This is a genomic window from Vibrio sp. YT-19(2023), assembly GCF_033337395.1.
This window is the reverse complement of the sequence record NZ_JAWOQN010000320.1, coordinates 1-830: the sequence shown is the minus strand read 5'-3', so window position 1 is coordinate 830 and position 830 is coordinate 1. Positions and strand designations below refer to the sequence as shown.

General features: G+C 42.3%; 1 protein-coding gene. It reads left to right on the top strand.

Annotated features, from left to right (window positions below; all coding sequences use genetic code 11):
• Positions 1–315: 315 nt before the first annotated feature.
• A complete protein-coding gene (locus R7E78_RS25675; RefSeq protein ID WP_005499665.1) occupies positions 316–801 on the top strand; it encodes an acyl-CoA thioesterase in 486 nt (161 codons plus the stop codon).
• The last annotated feature ends 29 nt before the right edge of the window (positions 802–830 follow it).

Genomic DNA, 830 nt, shown 5'->3' with positions numbered 1-830 from the left:
CGGTAATTTGGGTGAAAACAGGACATTTGCCGCTTGGAAGTTGATCGTTCCTAAATACACATATGGGGAGTAGTCTGTCACAACATGTCTCCCCAAAGATTTAAAGTGAATCAAAAGATATGATAAATGCCCAGTTGAAGTAATATCTATCTTCAAGAATATTTTGAACTCAACCAAAATATATTAACGTCCAACGCTTATCCACAATACTCACACTCCTCGCCTTCTAACACTTGGTGTGTACTATTTTCCTATTTCAACACTACTGACATTCCTGCTACATTGGGAGAACAATAACTCACAAAGGAATGACAGATGAGCAGTGGTCAAAGAGATATTACCCTTCGTTTTTTAGCAGAACCTGGCGACGTTAATTTTGGCGGAAAGGTTCACGGCGGCGCTGTAATGAAATGGATCGACTTAGCCGCTTATGCATGCAGTGCCGCTTGGAGTGGAAAATACTGCATTACTGCCTATGCGGGTGGGATTCGTTTTGTTGCGCCTATTCATGTTGGCAACCTTGTGGAAGTTAGTGCGAAAGTCATTTACACCGGTCGAAGCTCAATGCACATCGCCATTGATGTTCAAGCTAGCGATCCAAAACAGATGAAAAATCGTTTAACTACGCACTGTATCGTGATTATGGTAGCCGTAGATGAAAGCGGTAAACCTACCGATGTACCGAAGTGGATTCCTGAATCTGATGAAGACAAGGCTCTAGAGCAATCGGCTATTCGCTTAATGAATATGCGTAAAGAAATTGGCGAAGAGATGGAAGCGCACGTTAAATATCTTAAGTAATTTTCCTGCTTCGAAAGCCCCTCTCAACC

What these genes read in the sequence shown, in the direction of transcription:
- R7E78_RS25675 (WP_005499665.1), top strand. Translation starts at nt 316, where the DNA reads ATGAGCAGTGGTCAAAGAGATATTACCCTTCGTTTTTTAGCAGAACCT.